We start from the raw sequence: 16,684 nt of genomic DNA, 5'->3' as shown, positions 1-16,684 counted from the left end.
TCAGCGCCGATGATCCACCGACGAGAGAGCTGATGCCATGCGGGGACGACGGACAGCAGCCGCGATCGCGGGACTGGCGGTCCTGGCCGCCGCGTGTTCCGCTCCCGGCACGTCGCCGACGGCCACCGCTCAGTTCACCACCTTTGAGCAGGTGCTCGACCAGGCGAAGGGACAGACCGTCAACCTCTACGCCTATGGTGGAGACCAGGGCGCCAACCGCTATATCGACGAGGTACTCGCGGTGAAGGCCCGCGGCCTGGGAATCACCGTCCACCGGGTTCCGGTCGACGCCACCACCACCGCGATGCAGAAACTCCTCGGCGACAAACAGGCCGGTAAAACCAGCGGCGGCGGGGTGGACCTGGTGTGGGTCAACGGTGAGAACTTCCGAACCGGCAAGCAGGCCGCGTTGTGGGACTGCGGATGGACCGACCTGCTGCCCAACGGCCGCTACGTCAACTGGGCCGATCCCGAGATAGCCAACGACTTCGGCACCCCGGTCAACAAGTGCGAGGCGCCCTGGTCACGCGCCCAGTTCGCGTTCGTCTACGACTCCGCGAGAGTCTCCCAGCCGCCGCGCACGGTGCCCGCGCTGCTCGACTGGATCCGCGCCCACCCCGGCCGCTTCACCTACCCCGCCCCACCCGACTTCACCGGCTCGGTGTTCACCCGCCAGGTGTTCTACGCGACCTCCGGTGGCTACACCACGATCCCCACCGGCTACGACCACGACGCCTACCAGCGACTCAGCCCCGCACTGTGGTCGGCGCTGCGCGGCATCGCACCGAGCCTGTGGCGCTCGGGCACCACTTACCCGACCTCGTCGGCTCAGCTCAACACGCTCTATGGCAACGGCGAGGTGGATTTCACCATGACCTACGGTCCGGCAGAGATCGACGCACTCGTTGCCAACGGCACGTACCCGGCCACGACGAAGGCCTACACCCTCGACGACGGCTCGATCGGCAACACCGCCTACCTCGCCATCCCCGCCAACGCCGCGAACAAGGCGGCCGCGATCGCGGTGGCGAACCTGGAACTGTCCCCCGAGCAGCAACTGGCCAAAGCGCAACCCACCCCGTGGGGTGTCTACCCGGCCATCGACCTCACCCGTACCGACGCGTCCTGGCAGCAGAAGTTCGCCGACCTGCCACGCTCAGCGCACGTGCCGCCGTTCGCGGAGCTGTCCCGACATTCCCTGCCGGAGCTGCAGGCCAACTGGACGACGCCGCTGGATGACGGATGGCGCCAGGAAGTGCTGCCGCGGTGACCGTGCCCGCCCCCATCGCCGGACACACCAGCAACGTGCGCGGCACTGGCCGCGCACGGGTCGCCGTCGCGTTGTTGACACCGGCGCTGGTCGTCGTCCTCGGCTTGTTCGGCGGGGGCCTGGCGCTGGCTGTGGCGCAAAGCCTGGGAGCAGCCCCTGTGACGGGCGACGGCACGCTCAGCCTCTCCAGTTACACCACGGTCCTGCGAGATCCAGAATTTGTGAGCAGTGTGCTCACCAGCCTGTGGATCGCCGCGGCGAGCACACTGCTCGCTCTCGCCCTCGGGACGGCAGCGGCGCTGACGCTCCGCAGCAGCGCCGCGGTCAGCCGTGGCCTCGCACTGCTGCAGGCGGCTCTGCCGGTTCCCCACCTGGTCGGCGCCATCGCGTTCAGCCTGGCGCTCGCGGACTCCGGACTGTTGTCCCGCCTGGCGAACGTGGCCGGCCTCGCCGGCACCCCCGCCGACTTCCCCGCCCTGGTGCAAGACCCGCACGCCCTCGGGATCATCCTCACCTACGCGTGGAAAGAGACCCCGTTCGTCGCCGTCGTGGCGCTGAGCGCACTCGGCCCGCGGATCCGGGAGTACGAAACGATGGCCCGCACCCTGGCCGCGGGGCCGGGCGCGCGGCTACGTCATGTGACGCTGCCTTTGCTCGCCCCGGCGCTGCTCGCCGCGGGCATGCTGGTGTTCGCGTTCACGTTCGGCGCCTACGAGGTCCCGGCGCTGCTCGGGCGCAGCTACCCCGAGGCCTTGCCGGTTCTGGCGTATCGCGGGTTCTCCGCCGTCGAGCTCGACGCCCGCCCGGCCGGACTCGCCGTCGCCGTGCTCATCAGCGTCGTCGGTGCACTCGCCACCGTCGGCTACGGGGTCGCCGCCCGGATTCTGGCGACGAGGACCTCGTGGTGACCACAGCCGTGAGCGCCAGACACGCCGGTGTTCGGCGGCTCGCGCTGACGGTCGTCGCGGTCTGGGTGGGAGCTCCCTTGCTTCCTCTGCTCATCTGGTCGTTTACCCGGACCTGGCGTTACCCGGACCTGCTGCCACAGGCATGGACAACGACGGTGTGGTCCGACCTCGCCGCAACGCCGGAGACTGTGCGGGCGTTGCTGACCTCAGCGGTGATCGCGATGGTCGTCGCCGCGTTCGCGACAGCGGCGGGTCTGGCCGCCGGGCGAGCGTTGGCGTGGTACCGGGTTCGCGGCCGCGTGCTGATCGAGCTGCTCGTCATCGCACCGCTGCTGATACCTCCGTTCGCCTCGGCGATGGGGGTTCAGGTGGTGTTCATCCGCGCGGGACTGGCCGACCAGCCGGTGGGGGTGGTGCTCGCGCACCTCATTCCTGCGGTGCCGTACACGACGCTGTTGCTACGTGCCGCCCACGCGGGACTGGATCCCCGGCTGGAGGCTCAGGCACGCACGCTCGGCGCCGGCCCGATCAGCGCCATCCGACACACCACCCTGCCCGCGATCCGCCCCGCCGTGGCGGCCGCGTTCGGCTTCGCCTTCCTCATTTCCTGGAGCGAGTACCTCATGACCGTGATCATCGGTGGTGGCAGCGTCACCACCTGGCCGATGCTGCTGTTCGCCTCCGCGGCCGGCACCGGCACCACCGCCGCAACCTCGGCACTGGCCCTCGCCGGACTGATCCCGCCGGTCGCACTGCTCGTCGTCGCCGGTGCCCTCTCCCGCCGAGCCAGGCCCGTCTGATGACCGCGGTACACCTCGAGCTGAGAGGTATTCATCAGCGCTACCCGGGCGCGGTCGCACCTACTTTGTCGGGCCTCGACCTGGACCTTCCGGCCGGCACCGCCACCGCGTTGCTCGGTCCGTCCGGGTGCGGCAAATCGACGTTGCTGTCGATTCTCGCCGGGCTGCGGTCCGCGGAGGGCACCGTGCTGCTTGACGGGATCGACATCACCGGTGTGGCGGCTGAGCGCCGCGACGCTGGTGTCGTGTTCCAGCAGCCGCTGCTGTTTCCGCACCTGAACGTCGCCGACAACGTCGCCTTCGGACTTCGGCGGCGTGGTATCGGGACGAGTGCAGCGCGGCGCCGCGCGGCGGAACTGCTGGAGCTGGTCGACCTCGCCGATGCCGGTGCGCGCCGCCCCGCCGAACTGTCGGGCGGGCAAGCCCAGCGGGTCGCCTTGGCCAGGGCCCTGGCACCCGCGCCGAGGATGCTGCTGCTCGACGAGCCGCTCTCAGCGCTCGATCCCGCCATCCGGACCCGGATGCGTGACCTCATCCGCCGGATCCAGCGCGACCTGCGCATCACCACGGTGTTCGTCACGCACGACCAGCTGGAAGCGGCCGAGATCGCCGATCGCACCGCGCTGCTGCTCGACGGGCGCATCGCGCAGGCCGGAACGGCGGCTGACCTGCACTTACGTCCTGTGTCAGCGACGGTGGCGAGGTTTATGGGCCCTGCACTGCTGGTGCCCGGCCGCAACGACGACGGGGTGTTCACCGGCTCGCTGGGCGCGGTCCCGGTGCCACCCGGCGCGCCACGCGGTGACGTGCTGCTCGTCGTGCGGGACACCGCTGTCCAGCACGATCCCCACGGCGATCGCACCGCGACCGTGACCGCTGTGCATGACCTCGGCAGCGCCATTCGGGTGCGGCTGCGCGCCGCAGACGGAAGGGAATTGACGACCACCGTGCGACCGGGAGCAGAGCTGCCAGGGGTCGGTGCGGCCATGACCTACCGGTTGGGCCCGCACGCACTATGGACCGTCCCCGCTGAACACGGCGCCCCGTCCGACACCAGCCACCTGGAGCCGGCACTGATCGAGCACTCATCCGGACGAAGGAGCTGATCGTGGCCACCACAGCACGTCGTCACATCCGGCGACTCACCACACTGGCCCGGCGATTGATGGAAACGTTGAGGGGATGGGAGATCGCCACCCGCGCGGTGAATCCCGAGGCGGCCGACGCGCTGTCCCGGCGCTGGGTGGAACTGCCCGAATCCGTTCGTACCCCGGCGCAGACTCTCGGCCGGCACGCGATCGGCTGCGAGGGTACGCACGGGGTCTTCCCGAAGTGCAACCTGACCTGCAGTCCGTGCTATCACTCGCGCGACGCCAACAAGGTCCGCGTCGACGGCGCACACACCGCCGCGCAGATTGAGCAGCAGATGGCCTACCTGCGGCAGGTTCGCGGACCTCGCGCGCACGCCCAGCTCATCGGCGGCGAAGTCACCCTGCTCTCACCCGAGGACCACGCCGAATCCTTGCTGATCATGCGCCGCTACGGCCGCGAACCGATGAGCATGACCCACGGCGATGTCGACTACGAGTACCTGCGGGCACTGGCGATCGGCGAGGACGGGCAGCCCCGGTTGCGCCGTCTGTCGTTCGCGGCGCACTTCGATTCCCTGATGCGCGGCCGACGCGGTATTCCGCGCCCGCGCACCGAGGCGGAGCTCAACCCCTATCGTCAGCAGTTCTGTGATCACTTCGTCCGCCTGCGCCGTGAACACGGCATCCGCAACTACCTCGCCCACAACATGACGGTCACCCCCGCCAACATCTGCCAGGTCGCGGACGTCATCAGAGACTGCAAGGACATGGGATTCTCCATGTTCTCCTTCCAACCCGCCGCCTTCATCGGCGACGACCGCCGCTGGAACGAGGACTTCCGCGACCTCGGCGCGGACGAGGTATGGCGAGAACTGGAGGCCGGTGTGGGCTGCCGGTTGCCGTGGCGCGCTGTGCAGTTCGGCGACGAACGTTGCAACCGCACCGCGTTCGGCTTCTTGCTCGGCCCACGCTGGGTGCCGCTCATCGACGACGAGTCACCCGCCGATCTAGCCGCCCGCGACGCCTTCTACCGCCACCTCGGGGGAATGCAGTTCACCGGCGCCCCGGTGCCGATGGTGGTGCTGCGGCTGCTGCGCGTGCTACTGCGGCATCCCGGTATAGCCGTGGTCGCCACGCGCTGGGTCAGCACGCTGCTGCGCCGGGCAGGTGGGCTCACAGCCATGCTCCGTCACCGGATCAGGCCCATGACCTTCGTGATGCACAGTTTCATCGACGCCGAACAGGTCCGCCCGGCGTGGCAGCTCATGCAGCAAGGCCGCATCAGCAGCGATCCCGCGATCCGAGCTGCCCAGGAACGGCTACAGGCCTGCTCCTACTCCATGGCACATCCCGAGACAGGACAACTGGTCCCAGCGTGCGTGCAGCACTCCGTGCTCGATCCGGGTGAGAACGCGGCCCTGCGCAACCTGCTCCCGATCGTGGAGGTACGCACGCCTGGAAACGCGCGCGGCTAGTAGTGCTGTGTCCGTGAACGTTGGCAGGGTTGGCGACACACAGGTCGCCATTCGGGCCTGGTGATCCTGGGCGGACGAGTGTGGGCGCAGCAGTTCGAGCGCGACGGCTGACCGATCAAGAAGGTCAGCGACTGCGAAGATCGTGCGACGAAGCACCGATCCGGCTGCGACGTGCGATGACCATCATGGCCTCGGTCGGCGGAAACACCGGTCCCGCCATCGCTCGCCTGGTCCGGGGAGAAAGTCAGTGACCCCCGGTGAGTTCGCCGGAAAGCTTGCCGTGCATCGTCGCGCTGGGAATGTTCAAGCCGATGATATCCACGGACTTGCCGCGGCGTTCGTATCTGGTGGTGATGGCGTCGAGCGCGGCGACCGAGGAGGCGTCCCAGATGTGCGCGGCGGTCAGGTCGATCACGACCCGCCCTGGGTCGTTCGTGTAGTCGAATTGGTAGACGAGGTCGTTGCTGGAGGCGAAGAACAGTTCGCCGGTCACGGTGTAGACGACCTGTTCGCCGTCGGGGTCGAGCAACGCGCTCACGTTGACCAGGTGCGCGACGCGGCGGGCGAAGATGACCATCGCGGTGATGGTGCCGACCACGACGCCGATCGCGAGGTTGTCGGTCGCCACGACGACGGCGACGGTGATGACCATGACGCTGATCTCCCCGGTGGGCATCCGTTTGAGGGTCGCGGGGGCGATGGAGTGCCAGTCGAAGGTGCCGAATGCCACCAACATCATCACCGCGACCAGCGCGGCCATCGGAATGTCGGACACCAGCGGGCCGAACGCGATGCACAGGATCATCAGGAACGTTCCGGCGAGGAAGGTCGACAGGCGGGTACGGGCGCCGGAGGTCTTCACGTTGATCATGGTTTGGCCGATCATGGCGCAGCCGCCCATGCCGCCGAAGAACCCGGTGACGATGTTGGCGATGCCCTGGCCGATGGACTCGCGGGTCTTGTTCGAGTGGGTATCGGTGATGTCGTCGACGAGTTTGGCGGTCATCAACGATTCCATCAGGCCGACCAGCGCGAACGCGAGCGCATAGGGAGCGATCAGGGTCAGCGTCGCCCCGGTGAACGGCACGTCCGGAATTCCTGGCACGGGCAGGGACGACGGGAGTGTGCCCTGGTCGCCGACGGTGGGCACGGCGATCCCGGCGCCGATGGTCAGCGCGGTCAGCGCCACGATGGACACCAGCGGCGCGGGGACGATCTTGGTGAGTTTCGGGAAGAACACCATCAGCAGCAGGCCGCCTGCCAGCAGCGGGTAGACCGCCCATGGCACGTCGATCAGCTGGGGCAACTGGGCGATGAAGATGAGGATGGCGAGGGCGTTGACGAAGCCGACCATGACGCTGCGCGGGACGAAGCGCATCAGCTTCGCGACGCCGAGCGAGCCGAGCACGATCTGGATCAGGCCGCCGAGGATGACCGTGGCGATCAGGTAGCCGAACCCGTGCTCGCGGGCAAGCGGTGCGACGACCAGGGCGATAGCTCCGGTGGCCGCGGAAATCATCGCCGGGCGGCCACCGACGATGGAGATGACCACGGCCATCGTGAACGAGGCGAACAGCCCGACGCTGGGATCGACTCCGGCGATGATGGAGAACGAGATCGCCTCGGGTATCAGCGCGAGCGCGACCACCAGCCCGGCGAGGACCTCGGTGCGCAGCGTCTTCGGGGCCGGCCACGTGGGGCGAGTCAGCCGGAGGCGGATGGACGGGGAACTCGGTGAGGTGGTCAAGAACAAGCCTGTCGTGCTCGGGCCGTCCCTCTCCGGGGCGGCGGGTGGACCTGCGGATGCTCAGAGCCGGAGGTGAACACGCCAGCGGTGGCTCGTGTCTGACAAGGTGGGTACTGAAACCGGTACTGGCTCCGTCGCCCAGGGGCGGCCGCGATCGCAGCAACCGGCCAAACCTTACCCTTACGTTAGAGTAGAGATCGTCCAGGGCAAACGACGTGTGACCGGAGGCACCGCTCTCCGCGACGAGAATGAGAATGGCATGACCGGCGAGCACATGCACATCGGCGAGGTCGCCACCCGCACGGAACTGTCGCTGCGCACCATCCGGCATTACGACGACGTGGGCCTGGTCGTGCCTTCGGCTCGCAGCCAAGGCGGTTTCCGGCTCTACACCGAAGTCGATGTCGCGCGCCTGATGGTCATCCGCCGGATGAAACCCCTCGGGTTCACCCTTGAGCAGATGCAGGAACTACTCGCCGCCACCGACCGTCTCGACAGCGGCGCGCTGATCGACACCGCCGAACGACAGGTGCTGACCACGACCCTGCGCGAGTTCGAACACGTCGCGCAGCAGCGCTGTACTGACCTGCGCACGCAACTTGGGCGCGCCGAGGAGTTCGCGGACACCCTGCGCCGACGGCTTGGCGACATCGCGGCACCCAGCCGCGCGCTGCTTTGCTGACTGGGAAGCCACCTCTGTTCACGTGCGGACGTCCGGCGTGACACCGTCCGTCCACACCTACCGCGCTCCAAAGTCAGTGGTGCCCGCGAGTTCTTCGGGGAGCTTGTCGCGGGGGCCTGGGTCGGTCACCGTGGCTGCCGTTCGGCGAGGGCGACGAGCATCTCGTTGTCGGCGTCAAGGGCCGCTGGGTCGTCGTCGACGTCGTCGCTGACGGCGATGGCCTTTTGCGCAGCGGCACCCGGACCCGTGCGGGCCAACGTGGTGCGTCGAGCGGAGTTCAAGAACTGGCCGAGGTCATTGCCTCGCACGGCATCGCCCAGCCACTGGTTGATGACGAGCACGGCCAGGGCGGCCATCAGGGCGTCACCACCCACCCACATGGCGGCGCCGCCCCAGTGCAGGTCGTCGAGCAAGGACGGACCCCACGCGCGATGTTGTGCCGCGTACGCGGGGAACGGTTCTGTGGTGGTCATCAGGAGCGTGACGCCGACGACGGTGTCGACGACCATGCCGATGAGCAGGATCGCGAGGCGCAGCAGGTAGGGAACCCGCCAGCGCAGTGGCTCGTGTGCCAGCAAGGGGAGCAGGAACAGGTAGCCGCTGCCGAGGTAGAGAAGCGTTTCGACGTGGTGCAACCACGGATGGAGAAGCATCACCTGCATGAACGGCGTCAGATGGGTGCCGACCAGGACCGCCGTGTACCCGGCCAGCGCGACGAGCGGATGAGTCAGCACAGCGACCGCCGGGCTACCGCGTAGGGCCGCCAGGGTGTGTCGCCGTCGTGGGGAACTCGCGCGGCGCAGCAGTTCCAGCGGTTGCCCAAGCACGATCAGCGCCGGGATCACCGTGATCAGCAGCAGGTGCTGCGCCATGTGCATCGAGAACAGCACCGGAGCGTAAACGCCCACCGCCCCGTTGAGTGCGAGCACGAGGATGGACAATCCGAGCAGGAACCATGCTGTGCGCCGCCAGGCCCACTTCGGAGATCTGCTGGCAAGTCGCAGGTACAGCACCGCGGCGATGAGGATCGCGATATCGGCTACTGGTCTGAACGTCCACGCCGTCATCGCAGTGTCCCCAGGACAGCGGAGTCGATGGAGGTGTCACGACGAGGGGATCCTCGGGCTGAACGCGACCGCGCGCAGTCGCTCCGCGAGCTCGCGCCACGCTCGCTCGTCGGGGTCGCGCGGTGCTCCGATGAGCGGGGACAGCCGTTTCCACAGATGTGGGTGCGCAATTCGGTAGTTGCTCAGAAGCCGGACAGTTTCATCGAGACCGAGTACGCGGTGTGCCGGTGCGTGCCAGGTGTGCGCACCGATCCGGACTTCGTCGGCAGGGGCGGCTTCGAGGTTTCGATACCAGTCGCTCGACGACCCCCGGCCCGAGACCACGACGACTTCTTGAGCCGAGGGATCGTAGCGATCGTCTCGAGGACGGTTTCGCGGCGTCGTCCGCTTGAGCGTCCGATGTGGACGATGCGGACAAGACGGTGCCCGATGACCCTGCCCAGCCCGACGCGGTAGAGCGCGATAGGGGCACGGAAGATCAGGTGCAACCACAACGGCGGCTTTTCGTTGAGCAGGCCCATGTTCAGTCCACCTTCGCCGTGGTCGCTGGTTGCAGGGTGGTGAGGATGGTCTGGTGGGTAATCCAGCCGACGAGCGCGTGTGTCCCGGGGTCGAGAACGGGAAGCCCGTTGCCCTGGTCCGCGACGAGGGCGGACAACGCGGCGCTCAGGGTGGAACCTGTGGTCACCAGCGGTGGCAGCTCGGCGAGGTCCGCGATCGTGCGCGTGGCCGTCTGCTCGTCGTCGAGGGATTCGGCGACGGCGCGGGCGGTGACGCAGCCGTGGTAGCGGCCGTCGGCGCCGGTGACCGGCAGGATCCCGTGGTCGGACCGCGCGAGCGAGCGGGCCGCGTCGTCGAGCGTAGTGTGTTCGTCGAGCGGTTCGGGCAACGGCTCAAGCACGGTGCCCACCCGCGTCCCGTCGAGGCGGGGCGAGCCCTTGGGCTTGTCGAGGTCGATACCGCGACGGCGGAGTTTGAGGGTGTAGATGGTGTCCCGGGACAGTGCTTTGCTGGTGAGCGTGGCGATGACGATCGCGGTGAGCATCGGCAGGATGATCGTGTACTGCCCGGTGAGTTCGAACAGGACGATCACCGCGGTGATGGGTGCGCGGGCCGCCCCCGCGAAGGCCGCGCCCATCCCGATCAACCCGTAGACTCCTGGTGACGCGGTCATGCCGGGCAGCCAGGCGTGCACGAGGATCCCGAACGCGGTGCCCGCCATGGCCCCGAGGAACAGCGACGGCGCGAACACCCCGCCGGAGCCGCCGATGCCGATGGTCAGGCTGGTCGCGATCATCTTCCCGATGAGGAGGACCAGCAGGAACCAGAACACGTACTTGCCTTCGACGGCGTTCTCCAGCACCGGGTAGCCGACGCCGTACATCTGGGGCAGCACCAGCAGAACGACACCCAGTAGCAGGCCCCCGGCCGCGGGGCGGAGCCATTCGGGGCCGCGCCAGGCCCAGTCGCAGGCGTCTTCGATCCAGTAGAGCACCCGAGTGAACAGGACGCCGACCACGCCGACTACCACACCGAGCGCGACGAACAGCAGATATTCGACCGGGCTGCGCAGAGTGAACGGCGGCAGGTTGAGGAAAGCGGCGCTGCCGAGTACCGCGCGCCCGACGACGCTGGCCGCGACGCTGGAGAGCACGACCGCGCCGAAGGACTCCATCGCGAAGTCCCGCAGGATCAGCTCCATCGCGAAGAACGGCCCGGCGAGCGGCGCGTTGAACGTCGCCGCGATCCCGCCCGCGGCACCGCACGCGACGAGCACCCGCAGGCGTGACTCCGGCAGCCTGGTGAGGCGTCCCAGCGTTGAGCCGAGTGCCGAGCCGATCTGCACGATCGGGCCTTCGCGGCCGACTGAGCCGCCGGAGCCGATGCACATCGCCGACGCGATCGCTTTCACGACCGTGACCTGCGCTGGAATCCGGCCGCCACGTTCGGCCACCGCGTACATCACCTCGGGGACCCCATGACCGCGTGCTTCCGGGGCGAACCTGGCCACGAGTGGTCCGTAGACCAGACCGGCCAACACTGGTGCGATCAGGACGAACCACGGCCCCAGCGCGGGTAGCCAGGGGTGGGCGTCGCCGCCGGCATCGGAGTAGTCGGCGTGACCCGAGAACAGCTGGGTGAAGGAGCCGATCAACCAGCGGAACGCGATCGCGCCGAGTCCGGCGCCCGCGCCGATGGTGATCGCGAGGGCGACCAGCCCGGTGGAGCTTTCCCGCAGCCAGCGGCCGATCGGCTGGCGGGCCGGGAGCGGGAGGGACCGTCGCGGTCCAACGTTTGCTGACACCATATGTTGCAGTATGGAACAGTTGCCTAGTGCTTGTATACGTGACACGACATACACGAGCGCGTCCGCCAGGCTGTCCAGGGGATGAACTGAAGCCTGGTTGACTGGGTGTTCAGGCAGGCTTTACCGCGTCGCTCTCGTCGATCGCAAGGTTTTCGCAAGGCGCGAATGCCGATTCGTGTCAAGTCGGCCGATAACCTGGCTGGTGACGGTCGGTGTCGGATTCGACGCTGCCCAGGTGAAGGAGGAGGTCTGAGGCGATGTCCGTTCACGTGACCTCGAGCTTGGTGGAGCAGATGATAGGCAGGATGCTCGTGGAATTTCGCGGGCAGGTGCCACTGGGCGTTGTCGCCGCCACGGTCGAGCGTGCGCACCGGGAGCTTTCTGGTCGGATAGAACCCGAGGCCGCGGAGGACATGCTGGGCAGCCTGTCGCGACATCGCCTGATCCGCTATCGCCGTGCCCGTGCCAACGGCGCGGTCGTCGACGGGCCACTGTGGTTTGACGCGGGCTGGTCGGAATGACGGTTATTTTCGCGGAGAGGGTGTTGTCGGACATGGCTTCCGCACAGTGTCGAGAAGACGCGAAAGGAGCTGTGGTCACCGTGACCGGTGAGATCGACATGATTTCGGCTCCGGATCTGGCGGACCTGTTGAGTGCGCTTCTTCCTGAGTCACGCAAGACTTTGGTGGTCGATCTCACCCGCACCTCGTTTTTCGGTGTTTCCGGGCTTGCCGTTCTTGTCGAGATCCGTCAGGCGGTCAAGGACCGGGGCGCCGGTCTGCGGATCCTCAGCCGAAGCCGGCATACCCGCGGATATCTCTGCCTTGCCGGCCTGGCTTCCGCCGACGATCAGGCTTTGGACGGTGCTGCGTCTTGACGGCCACCCCGGAATCCCGGTCGCCGCTGGTCCTCACCTTCGGGCATGACGAACTGGTGATCCGTCGAAGGTACGAGGCGCTCAGCATCGTCAACGACATCCTGATCGCGATGTGGTTCGTGGTCGGCAGCATTCTGTTCTTCTTCGGCGCGACGACCACCGCGGGAACCTGGTTCTTTCTCGTGGGTAGCGTCGAACTGCTGATCCGTCCGGGTATCCGGCTCACCCGGACTGTCCACCTTCGTCGTATCCAAGGCGAGCCGACGTTCGGTGCTTCCACGGAGTTCTGAGGCACTGAAGAAAAGGTGAGGTGGGGTATGCCGTTCGTGCTGTCCCGGCTGCTCGCCCGTCTTGCCGCGCTGCGCACCTGGCTGACCCCGGCGGCGGTCATCGTGGTGGTGTTCGGGACGAGCTGGCCGTTGATGGCCTTGTTCGAACCCGCGGGAAGCGGGCTCGTGCGGCCGGAAAACTACTGGTGGTATTTCGTCGTCACCGCGGCGACTGTGGGGTACGGCGACTTCGCTCCGGAGACGGGTGCCGGGCATGTCGTGGGTGGCTACGTGATCATTGGTGGCATTGTCGCGCTCACCACGCTGTTCACCAAAATGGTGACCGCGGTCGAGCAAGCGAGAGGACGACGAATGCGAGGTTCCGGTGAGGTGGATTCGACCGATCACGTGGTGCTACTGGGATACACGCCGGGGAGGACGGAACGCATGGTCCAGCAGCTACTCGCCGACGGTGCCTCCACCTTGGTCCTCTGTGCGTGGGAAGAGGTTGTCACCCACCCGATGCCGGACCTGCCGGTCACGTTCGTCCGAGGCGACCTCGCCGCGCGTGACGTCTTGTATCGCGCCGGGGTGGAACGGGCCAAGACGGTGCTGATCGATGTCCGCGACGACAACGAGGCGCTGGCCGTGGCGGTGACCGTCGACCACGTGAGTGTACGGTCGCATGTCGTCGTCACCTTGCGGGACCTGGAAAGAGCGCCTCTGCTGCGTTATGTCGATGAGAACATCCGGTGCGTGCAATGGCACAGTCCTCGGATGGTCACCGAAGAGCTGAGCTCGCCGGGCATCAGCGAGATGTACGCCGAGCTCATGACCCAGGGCGGGGCGAACACGTATTCCGTCACGCTGCCCGAAGCCTTCGGTTCGGTCAGGTTCGGCTTCTGCCAGGCGACGTTGGGTGACAGGCACGGGGTGATCCTGCTCGCCGCCCGTGTCGGCGGAGTGCTGACCGTCAATCCCGGCCGGGATGTCGAACTTCCGCCGGGCGCCGTGCTCTACTACGTCGGCGAGCGACGGCTCATGCCCGAGCAGCTCGAGCAAGCTCTGCGACCCTGATTCGCGCGCTACGTCGTCGCCGCATCCAGGGTGGCGAGGTAGCGGTTCGTGCCGAGCATGGCGATGGCCGCCCTGATGTCGCCGGAACTGCCGGCCAGGATGATGTTCCGGTCGCGCAGTGCGTCGAACCACTGGGTGTGCCCGAGCCAGACGTTGGCCAGCGCGCTGAGCGTGCACTTGATGCGAACCGGTGTGGGCAATCTCGGGTCTTGGTGAGTGGCTGTCGCGTTTCCCCCGATAAGACCAGCCACCACCAGCGAGGCTGGGGTACTTCGGTGAATCGCACGTGCACCGCTGTCGGCCGGTCCGGCCACGCGGGCTGGTCGATTCCGCGGCAGATGTCGTGCAGGAGCAGGCCGGGGTCGAGGTCTCCGACGCGTGGTGGTGGCAACCATCGCCTGCCCCACCGGCCAAGCTGCTCGACCAGCGGCTCGAGTTCACGGCCCGCGGGCGTCAGTTCGTAGCGGGCTTGCCGGGAGGACGGCGATGACTCGGTGACCAAACCCACGTCGCGAAGGCGCCGGAGTCTTGACGTCAGCAGCGCGGCCGACATGCCCGGCACACCCGGCGCGATCTGATTGACCCGCGAATTTCCGTACAGCAGTTCGCGAACCACCAGCAGTGTCCAGGGTTCGCCGAGGACCTCGGTCGCAGTGGCGACGGGACAGTGCTGGGCGTAGCGCATCAGCGGTGCAGCACCACCTTGGACGGGCAGCCCGAGAAGTCCACGGTCACGGTTCTCCCTGGCTAGGTGTGCTGGCCGTTACTCATTCTGGGGGAAGACAGGAAGGTTGAACCTGACGAGTGTCTGACGTTTTCGTCGGCTTTGCCGGTGACGAGGTGCTCGGCGACGCACAGGTGGCCACGGGTTCTGTGCGCTGGGTGATCGTCGGCGACGTGGCGGCGGGAGGTGTGGTCAGCGGCTCGGGTTCGTCCTCGGCGGTCACACCGCATCCCGCTGCGCTCAGAGCGCAGGCGAGCAGACTCGCCACGATCCATCTTCTCATCAGCCTGCCTCCGGCAGCTCTACGACGAAGCGGGCGCCGCCGCCAGGGCGGTCTTCCACCCAGACCGTTCCGTGATGACGTCTGACGTGATCGGCCACGATGGCCAGGCCGAGGCCGCTCCCGGTGTCGGGGCCGCGCCGTCCGGCGAACGCGCCGCGAGCGAACCGTTCGAACACCTGGTCGCGCAGGTCCGGGGGAACTCCGGGGCCGTTGTCGTCGATCTCGATCCTCGCCTTCCCGTCGTCGCGCAGGACGGCTGCCCTGACGGCGCCACCGCCGTAGCGTTCGGCGTTGTCCAGGAGGTTGTCCACGACGCGGTCGAGCCGGCGCCGGTCAGCGGCCACGAGCGGCGGTGGGCCGTCGCTTTGCACCTCGAGATCCGATGCCCTCCTGCTGGCCACGATGTTGCGTACCAGCTCCACCAGGTCGACGACTTCCAGTGAATGGTTCGCCGCCTGCTGGTCGGCGCTCGAGATTTCGAGCAGGTCGACCACCATGCGCCGGAATCGCCGCACCTCCGCCAGTAGCAGCCTCAAGGCGCGTTTCGCCGGGTCGGGCAGCGCTTCTTGGCGACGCTCCAGGACTTCGGCGACGTTGACCATCGTGGTCAGCGGTGAGCGGAGTTCGTGGCTGACGTCGGTGGCGAACCGGGCGTCGCGTTTCACCCGCTGTTCGAGAGCTTCGGCCGTGGCGTTGAACGTCGTCGCCAGCGGTGCCAGGTCCGGGTCCGCCTGCTGCGGTAGCCGAGCGCCGAGGTCGCCGGCGGCGACCCGGGAAGCGGCGGCGGTGAGCGCGGTGAGTGGGCGAAGGGCCCTGCGGCTCGCCCAGGCTCCCAGAACCACGCCGAGCAGCGCGCACGAGAGGGTTCCCGTCACCAGCAGTGTGCTCAGGTAACGGAAAGTGCGATCGAGTTCTAGCAGGGGATAGAGTTCGATGTAGACGCCGTCGTCGGCATTGACGGGAAGGCTGACCGCGAGCACCGGTATTCCGTCCGAGATGAGTCGCTGCCGCGCAGGGCTGCCATGGTGTGCCAGATCCAGCAGCGCGGGCGGAAGTGACGCACTGCCCACTTGACGACCGCTGGTGAGCCACCGACCCCGCCGGTAGAGCAGGATCGTCGAGTCGGGTCCGGTCGCCAAGCCGGTCAGCAGCTCGTCGAGCCCGCTGGACTGGGCGTTGATGGCTCGCTCCACCAGCCGGACGTTGACTTCCGCCTGCTGGGTGGCGCTCTGCTCCCGCTGGGCGAGCATGTATCCCGTGGACAGGTTCCACGTGGCGATCGCGAGGGCGCTCACCACCAGCAGCAGCCCCATGCCGAAAGCGGCCGAAAGTCTCCAGCGCAGTGAAAGCCTGCTCAGCCCCGTCCGGATTCCCCGCCGCATGGCCAGGCTCACGAGTCCATGCTGGTCTTGTAACCGACGCCGCGGACGGTGAGCACGACGACCGGATCGTCGGGATCGGGCTCGATCTTGCGGCGGAGCCTGCGGACATGGACGTCGAGCAGCCGTGTGTCGCCGAAGTAGTCGTGCCCCCAGACCCGCTGCAGCAGCTGCTCGCGAGTGACCACCTGCCCGTCCGCGGAGGCCAGTTCGACCAGAAGGCGGAACTCGGTGCGGGTCAGGTGGATTTCCCTGCCGTCGCGGCGGACCGCTTCCTCCAGCGGGCTGATGCGCAGGCCGCCGACGCGGAGTTCGGCGCGCCGGGCCGGGGCGCTGCGGCGTAACAGCGCGCGGATCCGCGCGGCCAGCTCGCCCGCGATCAGCGGTTTGGTCACGTAGTCGTCAGCGCCCGCCTCGAGACCGTTGATCACGTCGGCGGTCTCGGTGCGAGCTGTGATCACGATGATCGGGAGGTCGCCGCGCGCACGGAGCGTGCGGCAGACGGCCAGCCCATCCATACCGGGGAGCATCAGGTCGAGCAGGACGAGATCCACGGTTTCGGACTCGAGCAGCTTGAGGCCCTGCTCGCCGGTGGCGGCCGGCAGGACGTCGAAGCCCTCGTCGGCGAGGGCCAAGCCCAACGCCTGGCTGATGAGCTCGTCGTCCTCGACCAGCAGGACGCGGACACCGACGCCTGTCTGGTCCATGTTCACTTCAGCCGTCATCG

At 67.7% G+C, this 16,684-nt stretch carries 18 protein-coding genes and 1 pseudogene; 11 read left to right on the top strand and 8 right to left on the bottom strand.

The features are described 5' to 3' along the window. The first annotated feature begins 37 nt into the window (after positions 1–37). Genes QMK34_RS11190 through QMK34_RS11170 form a run of 5 tightly spaced genes read left to right on the top strand, consistent with a single transcriptional unit; the run spans position 38 to position 5,544 of the window. Positions 38–1,270: an ABC transporter substrate-binding protein gene (locus QMK34_RS11190; protein WP_326413671.1), complete on the top strand. Its 1,233-nt coding sequence runs from the start codon at positions 38–40 to the stop codon at positions 1,268–1,270. Further along, complete coding sequence (locus QMK34_RS11185) at positions 1,267–2,178, top strand: ABC transporter permease subunit (protein WP_326413670.1); 912 nt, start codon at positions 1,267–1,269, stop codon at positions 2,176–2,178. The genes QMK34_RS11190 and QMK34_RS11185 overlap by 4 nt, the downstream gene beginning before the upstream one ends. After that, positions 2,175–2,978 carry an ABC transporter permease gene (locus QMK34_RS11180; protein ID WP_326413669.1) on the top strand — a complete coding sequence of 268 codons (804 nt, stop codon included), beginning with the start codon at positions 2,175–2,177 and terminating at the stop codon, positions 2,976–2,978. Before QMK34_RS11185 ends, QMK34_RS11180 begins: the two co-directional genes overlap by 4 nt. After that, positions 2,978–4,084 carry an ABC transporter ATP-binding protein gene (locus tag QMK34_RS11175; protein ID WP_326413668.1) on the top strand — a complete coding sequence of 369 codons (1,107 nt, stop codon included), beginning with the start codon at positions 2,978–2,980 and terminating at the stop codon, positions 4,082–4,084. Before QMK34_RS11180 ends, QMK34_RS11175 begins: the two co-directional genes overlap by 1 nt. Positions 4,085–4,086: 2 nt before the next feature. Next, positions 4,087–5,544 carry a hypothetical protein gene (locus QMK34_RS11170; protein WP_326413667.1) on the top strand — a complete coding sequence of 486 codons (1,458 nt, stop codon included), beginning with the start codon at positions 4,087–4,089 and terminating at the stop codon, positions 5,542–5,544. Between the two features lie 244 nt (positions 5,545–5,788). On the opposite strand, the gene QMK34_RS11165 is transcribed toward QMK34_RS11170, so the two are convergent. After that, positions 5,789–7,291 (bottom strand): SulP family inorganic anion transporter, encoded by a 1,503-nt coding sequence (locus QMK34_RS11165; protein WP_442785130.1) that lies wholly within the window; start codon positions 7,289–7,291, stop codon positions 5,789–5,791. Between the two features lie 259 nt (positions 7,292–7,550). Between QMK34_RS11165 and QMK34_RS11160 the strand changes: the two genes are divergently transcribed. Further along, complete coding sequence (locus QMK34_RS11160; protein WP_442785133.1) at positions 7,551–7,973, top strand: MerR family transcriptional regulator; 423 nt, start codon at positions 7,551–7,553, stop codon at positions 7,971–7,973. Between the two features lie 125 nt (positions 7,974–8,098). Here the strand turns inward: QMK34_RS11160 and QMK34_RS11155 are convergent, their stop codons facing one another. The 3 genes from QMK34_RS11155 to QMK34_RS11145 all read right to left on the bottom strand — a co-directional run bounded on the left by QMK34_RS11155 (position 8,099) and on the right by QMK34_RS11145 (position 11,348). Next, on the bottom strand, positions 8,099–9,040 hold the full coding sequence (locus QMK34_RS11155; RefSeq protein WP_326413665.1) for a cytochrome c oxidase assembly protein: 942 nt from the start codon (positions 9,038–9,040) through the stop codon (positions 8,099–8,101). 36 nt (positions 9,041–9,076) lie between these two features. Further along, positions 9,077–9,364 carry a nitroreductase/quinone reductase family protein gene (locus QMK34_RS47780; RefSeq protein WP_442785129.1) on the bottom strand — a complete coding sequence of 96 codons (288 nt, stop codon included), beginning with the start codon at positions 9,362–9,364 and terminating at the stop codon, positions 9,077–9,079. 199 nt (positions 9,365–9,563) lie between these two features. Beyond that, on the bottom strand, positions 9,564–11,348 hold the full coding sequence (locus QMK34_RS11145) for a chloride channel protein (RefSeq protein WP_326413663.1): 1,785 nt from the start codon (positions 11,346–11,348) through the stop codon (positions 9,564–9,566). Positions 11,349–11,605: 257 nt separating this feature from the next. Between QMK34_RS11145 and QMK34_RS11140 the strand changes: the two genes are divergently transcribed. The 4 genes from QMK34_RS11140 to QMK34_RS11125 are packed head-to-tail and all read left to right on the top strand — an operon-like array spanning position 11,606 to position 13,571. Next, positions 11,606–11,869 (top strand): hypothetical protein, encoded by a 264-nt coding sequence (locus QMK34_RS11140; protein ID WP_326413662.1) that lies wholly within the window; start codon positions 11,606–11,608, stop codon positions 11,867–11,869. Next, complete coding sequence (locus tag QMK34_RS11135) at positions 11,866–12,225, top strand: STAS domain-containing protein (protein WP_326413660.1); 360 nt, start codon at positions 11,866–11,868, stop codon at positions 12,223–12,225. The genes QMK34_RS11140 and QMK34_RS11135 overlap by 4 nt, the downstream gene beginning before the upstream one ends. Continuing rightward, a complete protein-coding gene (locus QMK34_RS11130) occupies positions 12,222–12,515 on the top strand; it encodes a YrhK family protein (RefSeq protein WP_326413659.1) in 294 nt (97 codons plus the stop codon). Before QMK34_RS11135 ends, QMK34_RS11130 begins: the two co-directional genes overlap by 4 nt. Positions 12,516–12,542: 27 nt before the next feature. Continuing rightward, the gene (locus QMK34_RS11125) at positions 12,543–13,571 is read left to right on the top strand and encodes an ion channel (RefSeq protein ID WP_326413658.1); all 1,029 of its coding nucleotides are present in this window, start codon (positions 12,543–12,545) and stop codon (positions 13,569–13,571) included. A gap of 8 nt (positions 13,572–13,579) precedes the next feature. Here the strand turns inward: QMK34_RS11125 and QMK34_RS11120 are convergent, their stop codons facing one another. Next, positions 13,580–13,771, bottom strand: a complete 192-nt coding sequence (locus QMK34_RS11120; RefSeq protein ID WP_326413711.1) for a hypothetical protein — start codon at positions 13,769–13,771, stop codon at positions 13,580–13,582. Between the two features lie 86 nt (positions 13,772–13,857). On the opposite strand from QMK34_RS11120, the gene QMK34_RS11115 reads away from it, so the two are divergent. Continuing rightward, positions 13,858–14,061, top strand: coding sequence for a hypothetical protein (locus QMK34_RS11115; RefSeq protein WP_326413710.1), 204 nt, complete (start codon positions 13,858–13,860; stop codon positions 14,059–14,061). Here QMK34_RS11115 and QMK34_RS11110 read toward each other — a convergent pair. From QMK34_RS11110 to QMK34_RS11100, 3 genes and pseudogenes are all read right to left on the bottom strand, one after another. Then, a pseudogene (locus QMK34_RS11110) lies at positions 14,014–14,256 on the bottom strand (winged helix-turn-helix transcriptional regulator); the annotation flags it as partial. The gene QMK34_RS11115 and the pseudogene QMK34_RS11110 overlap by 48 nt on opposite strands. Positions 14,257–14,577: 321 nt before the next feature. Further along, a complete protein-coding gene (locus QMK34_RS11105; protein ID WP_326413705.1) occupies positions 14,578–15,960 on the bottom strand; it encodes a sensor histidine kinase in 1,383 nt (460 codons plus the stop codon). Between the two features lie 8 nt (positions 15,961–15,968). Continuing rightward, a complete protein-coding gene (locus QMK34_RS11100; RefSeq protein ID WP_326413657.1) occupies positions 15,969–16,682 on the bottom strand; it encodes a response regulator transcription factor in 714 nt (237 codons plus the stop codon). Positions 16,683–16,684: the final 2 nt, after the last annotated feature.

Origin of the sequence: Amycolatopsis sp. H20-H5, assembly GCF_035828755.1 — a bacterium.
In the GTDB taxonomy this organism is placed as follows: Bacteria; Actinomycetota; Actinomycetes; order Mycobacteriales; family Pseudonocardiaceae; genus Amycolatopsis.
This window is presented reverse-complemented; position numbering and strand designations above follow the sequence as displayed.

Excerpts from the sequence above, each read along its gene's own strand:
- QMK34_RS11155 (WP_326413665.1), bottom strand. The coding sequence starts at position 9,040 with ATGACGGCGTGGACGTTCAGACCAGTAGCCGATATCGCGATCCTCATC.
- QMK34_RS11125 (WP_326413658.1), top strand. The coding sequence starts at position 12,543 with ATGCCGTTCGTGCTGTCCCGGCTGCTCGCCCGTCTTGCCGCGCTGCGC.
- QMK34_RS11140 (WP_326413662.1), top strand. The coding sequence starts at position 11,606 with ATGTCCGTTCACGTGACCTCGAGCTTGGTGGAGCAGATGATAGGCAGG.
- QMK34_RS11175 (WP_326413668.1), top strand. The coding sequence starts at position 2,978 with ATGACCGCGGTACACCTCGAGCTGAGAGGTATTCATCAGCGCTACCCG.
- QMK34_RS11100 (WP_326413657.1), bottom strand. The coding sequence starts at position 16,682 with ATGACGGCTGAAGTGAACATGGACCAGACAGGCGTCGGTGTCCGCGTC.
- QMK34_RS11105 (WP_326413705.1), bottom strand. The coding sequence starts at position 15,960 with ATGCGGCGGGGAATCCGGACGGGGCTGAGCAGGCTTTCACTGCGCTGG.
- QMK34_RS11190 (WP_326413671.1), top strand. The coding sequence starts at position 38 with ATGCGGGGACGACGGACAGCAGCCGCGATCGCGGGACTGGCGGTCCTG.
- QMK34_RS11160 (WP_442785133.1), top strand. The coding sequence starts at position 7,551 with ATGACCGGCGAGCACATGCACATCGGCGAGGTCGCCACCCGCACGGAA.
- QMK34_RS11145 (WP_326413663.1), bottom strand. The coding sequence starts at position 11,348 with ATGGTGTCAGCAAACGTTGGACCGCGACGGTCCCTCCCGCTCCCGGCC.
- QMK34_RS11135 (WP_326413660.1), top strand. The coding sequence starts at position 11,866 with ATGACGGTTATTTTCGCGGAGAGGGTGTTGTCGGACATGGCTTCCGCA.